Annotated in this window: 7 protein-coding genes and 1 pseudogene; 1 reads left to right on the forward strand and 7 read right to left on the reverse strand. The window is 61.0% G+C overall.

What is annotated here, in order from left to right; all coding sequences use genetic code 11:
* Nucleotides 1–348: pseudogene (locus AB4Y86_RS09875) on the reverse strand (hypothetical protein); the annotation flags it as partial.
* A gap of 130 nt (nucleotides 349–478) precedes the next feature.
* Here AB4Y86_RS09875 and AB4Y86_RS09880 point away from each other — a divergent pair.
* Nucleotides 479–1,183, forward strand: coding sequence for a GntR family transcriptional regulator (locus tag AB4Y86_RS09880; protein ID WP_441402066.1), 705 nt, complete (start codon nucleotides 479–481; stop codon nucleotides 1,181–1,183).
* A 17-nt stretch (nucleotides 1,184–1,200) separates the two neighbouring features.
* On the opposite strand, the gene AB4Y86_RS09885 is transcribed toward AB4Y86_RS09880, so the two are convergent.
* Genes AB4Y86_RS09885 through AB4Y86_RS09910 form a run of 6 tightly spaced genes read right to left on the reverse strand, consistent with a single transcriptional unit; the run spans nucleotide 1,201 to nucleotide 5,928 of the window.
* Nucleotides 1,201–2,076 (reverse strand): VOC family protein, encoded by an 876-nt coding sequence (locus AB4Y86_RS09885; RefSeq protein WP_441402067.1) that lies wholly within the window; start codon nucleotides 2,074–2,076, stop codon nucleotides 1,201–1,203.
* A 29-nt stretch (nucleotides 2,077–2,105) separates the two neighbouring features.
* Nucleotides 2,106–2,819: an SDR family oxidoreductase gene (locus AB4Y86_RS09890; protein WP_441402068.1), complete on the reverse strand. Its 714-nt coding sequence runs from the start codon at nucleotides 2,817–2,819 to the stop codon at nucleotides 2,106–2,108.
* Nucleotides 2,816–3,511, reverse strand: coding sequence for a TetR/AcrR family transcriptional regulator (locus AB4Y86_RS09895; RefSeq protein WP_441402069.1), 696 nt, complete (start codon nucleotides 3,509–3,511; stop codon nucleotides 2,816–2,818). The genes AB4Y86_RS09890 and AB4Y86_RS09895 overlap by 4 nt, the downstream gene beginning before the upstream one ends.
* The gene (locus AB4Y86_RS09900; protein WP_441402070.1) at nucleotides 3,508–4,344 is read right to left on the reverse strand and encodes an ABC transporter ATP-binding protein; all 837 of its coding nucleotides are present in this window, start codon (nucleotides 4,342–4,344) and stop codon (nucleotides 3,508–3,510) included. Before AB4Y86_RS09900 ends, AB4Y86_RS09895 begins: the two co-directional genes overlap by 4 nt.
* Nucleotides 4,334–5,107, reverse strand: a complete 774-nt coding sequence (locus AB4Y86_RS09905) for an ABC transporter permease (RefSeq protein WP_441402071.1) — start codon at nucleotides 5,105–5,107, stop codon at nucleotides 4,334–4,336. The genes AB4Y86_RS09900 and AB4Y86_RS09905 overlap by 11 nt, the downstream gene beginning before the upstream one ends.
* The gene (locus AB4Y86_RS09910) at nucleotides 5,104–5,928 is read right to left on the reverse strand and encodes an ABC transporter permease (RefSeq protein ID WP_441402072.1); all 825 of its coding nucleotides are present in this window, start codon (nucleotides 5,926–5,928) and stop codon (nucleotides 5,104–5,106) included. Before AB4Y86_RS09910 ends, AB4Y86_RS09905 begins: the two co-directional genes overlap by 4 nt.
* Nucleotides 5,929–6,020: the final 92 nt, after the last annotated feature.

The following is a 6,020-nucleotide window of genomic DNA, read 5'->3' on the forward strand; positions in this document are numbered from 1 at the left end:
GGACCGTGTTGACGGTTTTACTGGCGACTGTCGTTGTATCCGTCGTGCGAACACCGTCGGCTTTCCAACATCTGCCCGCCCCGTCTCTTCACGGTGGCTGCGGTAGTTGACACCGATGCAGATCACCTTGCCGGGCGCAGCCAGGAGAGGGAGGAACTGGGTTCTTTCCACAGGCTGAACCGGCGCACCGTCGGATTCCGGTGCCGTGGCAAGCAGGTCGTCCACAATCGCCGACTGAAGCGAAGGAGAAACATTGACGCCGCTGGGACCCAGATCGAACAGCTGGCCGTCGATCTCCAGCCCCCAGGTGGGCTGTCCTGCCGGGGTGAGGTAACTCGCGTAGCGCATGTAAATCCTTTCTGGGGCCGACGACATCCGCCGTCGGGGAATCTTGGTGTTGCTTGAACTGTATGCAGAATGCATTCCGCAGTCAATAACGCACTTTCGAATGGTCAGTGCGTATGTGTAGTCTTAATCCATGGCACGACAAGCGAATGCAGAGACGATTAGCGTGGGGGTCCGCGACATGCTGCGGGCCGATATCTTCGCTGCACAATGGGCCCCCGGTACCAACTTGCAGATTGGCGAACTGACCAAGCGATACAACGCCAGCTCCACAGTGGTCCGCGAGGCCATGGTGCGATTGGCCGGCGAAAAACTCCTTCAGTTCCGCCCCAACCGGGGCTTTTTCATCGCGGAATACACCCTGGAAGAGTTGCGTGGTCTGGGCGAGCTCCGCTGTCGGGTGGAAGAATACGGTCTGACACTGGCCATCGAGCGAGGCGACGTCACGTGGGAGTCCGACCTCCTCGCTGTCCATCATCGGCTGGAACGGACCCCACGCCGAGGGACTGAAGATCCTAACCACATCACGTCCGAATGGTTCCTCGCCCACCAGGCGTTCCATGCAAAATTGCTTGAGCCCTGCTCTGTCCCACTGTTGCAGGACTTCGCTGCAACTTTGGGTGAAGCCACCGCCCTATACCGGCTGTGGACCGCCCCGGATCAGCGCGCGCAATCACGGGACATCGAGGCCGAGCACCGCGCGATCCTCGAGGCGACCATGGTGCGGGATGCGCCGACGGCCACCAAACTACTGCGTGAGCACTACATGCGGACCATCGACATCATTGAAGACGCTGAATTCCGTGCCGCCGCAGAAGCCGCGCCGTCCCAGGGGTAGGAACGGCACGGCGGCAGCTAGCCCACGGAGACCGGGAAGACCCCATGTGAGCGGAAATCTTCGCCGTTGTAGACGCCCCACCGGTTGAACCACGTCCGGTCGTCCTGGCTCCACTCAATTGGAGGACGATCAATCTCGTGGATCTGCTCAAGGTCTGTGTATAGCTCTACTACAGTGCCGTTGGGCTCGACGTAGTATGCGGCGATGTTGTGGCCTGCGCCGTGACGTACAGGTCCCCAGATCAGACGACGGCCCCGGGCAAACAAGCGGTCGGCGAGTCGTCCAAGGTCGGCCACGGACTGCGTCTGCCACGCGTGGTGATGCAGTGTGCCGCGTCCTTTGATGAGCGCGATTCCATGGTGGTCGGGGTTGCAGCGCAGGAAGTAGGCGAAGTCCTTGCCGATGACGTCGGWGACCTTGAAGCCGAAGAACTGCACCAGAAAGTCCCTCATGGCTGTGGGATTCTGGGGGTGGATGTTGATGTGGCCGTAGCGGTCCGGGCCAAAGGCTGCCGGGCCGTGCCGGAACGTCTTCATGCCGACATAGACGTGGTAGACGTATCCCTCGGGGCCCAGGACGGCGAAGCCCTCACCGATCTCCCGTTCGAGGGGACTGCGCGTGAGGATCGGAAACCCTCTGGCCTCGAGGCGCTTCCGGATGATCTCCAAACCCTCGGGGCTGTCGGCGACAAGRCCAATATGGTCAATGCCGTCCTCCTCGCTCTTCACGTAGACGAGCTCGTGGTGACGGTCCGCAGCGGACAAATAGGCCCTGTCGTCGTCGTTGTGTGTCATGCGCAGACCGAGGACGTCAGTCGCCAACTCGAGCGACTCATCGTAGTCACGGGTCCGCATTGCGAGATAACCCATTTCGGTAATCACACCAAGTGACATAGCTAAAACCTTTCTTTCAGCGTCGGCCCCTAAACGGAGCGGGACGCGCCGCCATCCACTCGGATGTTCTGGCCTGTGATGTAGCTGGCTTCTTCGCTGGCGAGAAACCGAATGACGCGGGCCACTTCTTTCGTGCTGGCAGCCCTGCGCAAAGGTATTCGGGTGGTCCATTCCGCCGGTACAGTGCCCGGATCCTCTTTGGTGAAGCCCGGAAGAACGTTGTTCATCCGGATCCCGGAGGGCCCGTACTCGTCGGAGTACAACTTGGTGAAAGTACCCAGCGCCGCACGGAACGTGCCTGAGACCGGGTAGTTCGGGTTGGGCTCGAAGGGGGAACTCGTGGAGACGTTGACGATCGCCCCACCTCCTGCGGCAACCATGTGAGGGGTCACGATCCGGCTCATTCGGATGACGTTGAGAAGGTACATCTCGTAGCCCTCTGCCCACTCGTCGTCGCTGATCTCCAGCACAGGCTTTCTGGCAGCATGTCCGGAACTGTTAACCACGACGTCGATGCGTCCGTATGTGGTCAGCGCCAAGTCCGTGACTGCTTCCAGGTCCGCCACGGACCGGTTGGAACCCTTGGTTCCAACCCCGCCCAGGCTGCGGGCAAGGTCCATTGCGCTCCCGGAAGGCGAAAGCGCGGCAATACGGTACCCATCGCCGGCCAGTGCGCGGACAGCGGCGGCGGCAATGCCGCGGCCGCCGCCAACCACCAGGGCTACCCGGTCCGAACCGCTCATGGTTGATCCTCCGCGGCCCCAAGGCTGGCGTAGTGCTGGACGAGCTTATCCATGGCCAGCGCAGACAGCTCCGCCGCCTCGGCAAAGTCGATCTTGTCCCCCGCGGATGCCGAAATGTAAAAACCGTCCGTCAGGGCGCGGCCAAGCATGACGACTTTTCGGGCGAGGTCTGGTTTCACGCGTAAGGCTGCGGCGGGGATACCCGGGGTGACAGCCTCGACCATGAGTTCGTACATCTCCTCGCGCACTTCCAGGTATTTTTGGCGTGCAGCGTTCCCCGCCAGTCGCTTCTCCAGCGCAAAGAGCAGTCCAATGATCCAGAATGCTTCCTGCGCGTTCGCCGGGTCGGCGGAATTAGCCGCGGATCCGGCGATGCTCGTGCGGAGAATGACCCTGTTTTCCGGTCCCCGGTGACGCGTCTTCCAGTTTTCGAAGCAGTAGTCGATCAGCGCGGCGAACAAGCCTTCTTTGTTTTCAAAGTGCCAGTAGACGGATCCGATCGGCAGATGGGCTACCCGGGCGACCTCAGCCATCGTTGTACCCTCATAGCCCTCGGTGACAGCGAGCTGCAGCACCGCCTCAAGGATGGCGCGTTCATTTTCCGGGGTGGAATGGTGGACGCGGCGACGTTTGCCCGTTTCCGGCTTGACTGCTCCATTAGTGCTGGCGTCAGCGCCTGCCCGGGGACTCATGAGCGCAGCTCCTCGCGGGCTGCCGCCCGCTCGCCACCCGGGTTGATCTTGGCGAACTGAACTTCCTCGTAGACCTGATGGCGCAGTTCGCCGAAGCGGTGCAGCGATCTGGTGTCAGCTTGGCTGCGTACGTCCGGTAGATCGATGTGCAGGTCGGCCTGGATGATGGTCGGCGAACTCGAGAGCACCAGCACTCGCTCCGCCAGGTAGACGGACTCGTCGATATCGTGGGTCACAAAGAGAATTGTCATATTGAGGCGCTTCCAGACGTCGCGGACGAGGTCTTCGAGCTCTCCGCGGGTTTGCGCGTCGACTGCTGCGAAGGGCTCATCCATGAGAAGCACGCTGGGGTTGGAGGCGACAGCACGGGCAATTGCCACGCGCTGCTGCATGCCACCGGAGAGCTGCCACGGGTAGCTCTTGGTTGCGTGGGAGAGACTGACGGCCTCGAGCGCCTCACTGACGCGCTCCTTGCGTTCAGCCTTGGGCACGCCGGAGGTCTTCAGCGGCAGCTCGACGTTGTCTTCAACGCTCAGCCAAGGAAACAGGCTGCGGCTGTACTCCTGAAAGACCACCGCCATGCCCTCGGCAGGGCCGGCAACCCGCCGGCCGTCGAGCTCCACCTCGCCGGATGTGGGCTCCAGGAGTCCGGCGATGCATTTCAGCAGCGTCGTTTTCCCCGAACCGGACGGCCCCACCAAGCAGGCGAACTCGCCAGCATGCAGATCGAAGGTGAGGGACCGCACGGCCTCCACTTCGTTGCGGCTGCCTACACCATAGACCTTGCGCAACTGCTGGACACTGAGTCGGACTTCCGACTTGTTAGCCGTCATTCGAGGCCTCCTTTAGACCGTAGTACCATCCCAAAACGCGCTTCTGGATCGCTTGGAAAGCTACCGACAGCAGCACTCCGATGATTCCCAGGAGAACGATACCGCTCCACATTTCCGGGATCGCGACGCGGTTTTGAAAGTTAATAATCGAATAGCCAATGCCGTCGGTCGACGCGAACATCTCCGAGACAACCAAGAGGATGAGGCCGACCGCGAGGCTGTGCCGGATGCCGGCCATGATGAGCGGTGAGGCGCCTGGCAGAACGAGGTAGCGGATGCGGTCGAACCCACGAAGGCCGTAGACGCGGGCGGTATTCTTCAGGACTTCATCAAGGGACCGCACACCTTCCACAGTATTCAACAGGATGGGCCAGAGGCAGCCGAGGACGATGACGGCGACCTTCATCGTGTCATTGATACCGATCAGCAGCAGCAGAACCGGAATGAGGATCGTTGAGGGTACCGCCCTGACGAATTCGAGCAGTGGCTCGAGAAGCCAGCGCAAATTGCGTGACAGCCCAATCGCAATTCCGAGGACCACCCCGAGCACCAGTGAGATCAGGAGGCTGATGGACAGTCGCCCAATACTGGGGAGAACGTCCGTGAAGAACTTTTCGCTGAACCACACTTTGGCAAAAGTGCTGGCCATCTTGTCCGGTTTGGGGACGAAGAAGTTCACTCCCTGGGCTGTGGTCGCCCACCAGATGGCGATGAGGATTGCCGGCAGGCCGAACCACATACCTATGCGTTTGAGGACGATCATGCCGCCACCTCCGAACGGACTGAGGTGTGCCAGAAAAGCACTTTGCGCTCAATGAAGCGGAATATCAGGTTGACCAGTATGCCGAGCACGCCGGATGTAAGGATAAGGGCAATCATGGCTGGCGGGTTGTCGTTGAGTTGGGCCTGCGCGACTGCCCGGCCGATACCCGGGGTGCCGACGATGAGCTCGGAACTGATCGCGAGGATAAGGGCGACTGTGGCCGCGATCCGAATACCGGTCATCAGATACGGCAAAAGCGTGGGTAATACGAGGTGGCGGACCCGCTGCAGCCACGTCATCCGCATGGTGTGAACTGTGTCATTTGCCACCTTGTCGATATCGGTAATGCCGTACAGGACCTGGATCATGATGATCCAGAAGCAACCGTAAACGACGATCATGAGCTCGGCGCCGATCCTCGGTCCGAACAGCAGTGCAGCCAATGGGATCATTCCCACGGCCGGGATGGGGCGGAGGAACTCGATAGAAGTGTGCGTCGCAGACCGCAGGAACTCGCTGGATCCGATGAGCAGGCCAACTGCGACACCACCGAGTGTGGCGATGCCGAGCCCAAGGAACCAGGCCCACATCGTCTGCCCCATGGTCATCCAAAATTGGGTGAAGGTCAGGTTGGTAAAGAATGTTGGAAGCACCACCGACGGCGGTGGCAGGTGGTGCTGACTGATCGGGCCAAAGACTGAGTAGAGTTCCCAGACGATGAGTGCGGCGAGGATGCCGGCGACACCCAGGACGTAGGGCCCGACAGCAGTCCACCGGGCAGCACGACGCACTCTGTGCTCCCGCGTAGGCACGGTGCTCACAGCCACGCTGCTCAGGGTTGGAGTTTGCGTTTCCACGGTTTTGTTCTGCTCTCAGTTGTTGCGATCGATATGGGGTCGGGGCCGACGAGCGG

Origin of the sequence: Arthrobacter sp. 2YAF22_2 (assembly GCF_052114645.1) — a bacterium.
Taxonomy (GTDB): Bacteria; Actinomycetota; Actinomycetes; order Actinomycetales; family Micrococcaceae; genus Arthrobacter.

Bases quoted from the DNA above. Each gene is read 5' to 3' on its own strand.
- AB4Y86_RS09880 (WP_441402066.1), top strand. From the start codon at position 479: ATGGCACGACAAGCGAATGCAGAGACGATTAGCGTGGGGGTCCGCGAC.
- AB4Y86_RS09890 (WP_441402068.1), bottom strand. From the start codon at position 2,819: ATGAGCGGTTCGGACCGGGTAGCCCTGGTGGTTGGCGGCGGCCGCGGC.
- AB4Y86_RS09895 (WP_441402069.1), bottom strand. From the start codon at position 3,511: ATGAGTCCCCGGGCAGGCGCTGACGCCAGCACTAATGGAGCAGTCAAG.
- AB4Y86_RS09900 (WP_441402070.1), bottom strand. From the start codon at position 4,344: ATGACGGCTAACAAGTCGGAAGTCCGACTCAGTGTCCAGCAGTTGCGC.
- AB4Y86_RS09905 (WP_441402071.1), bottom strand. From the start codon at position 5,107: ATGATCGTCCTCAAACGCATAGGTATGTGGTTCGGCCTGCCGGCAATC.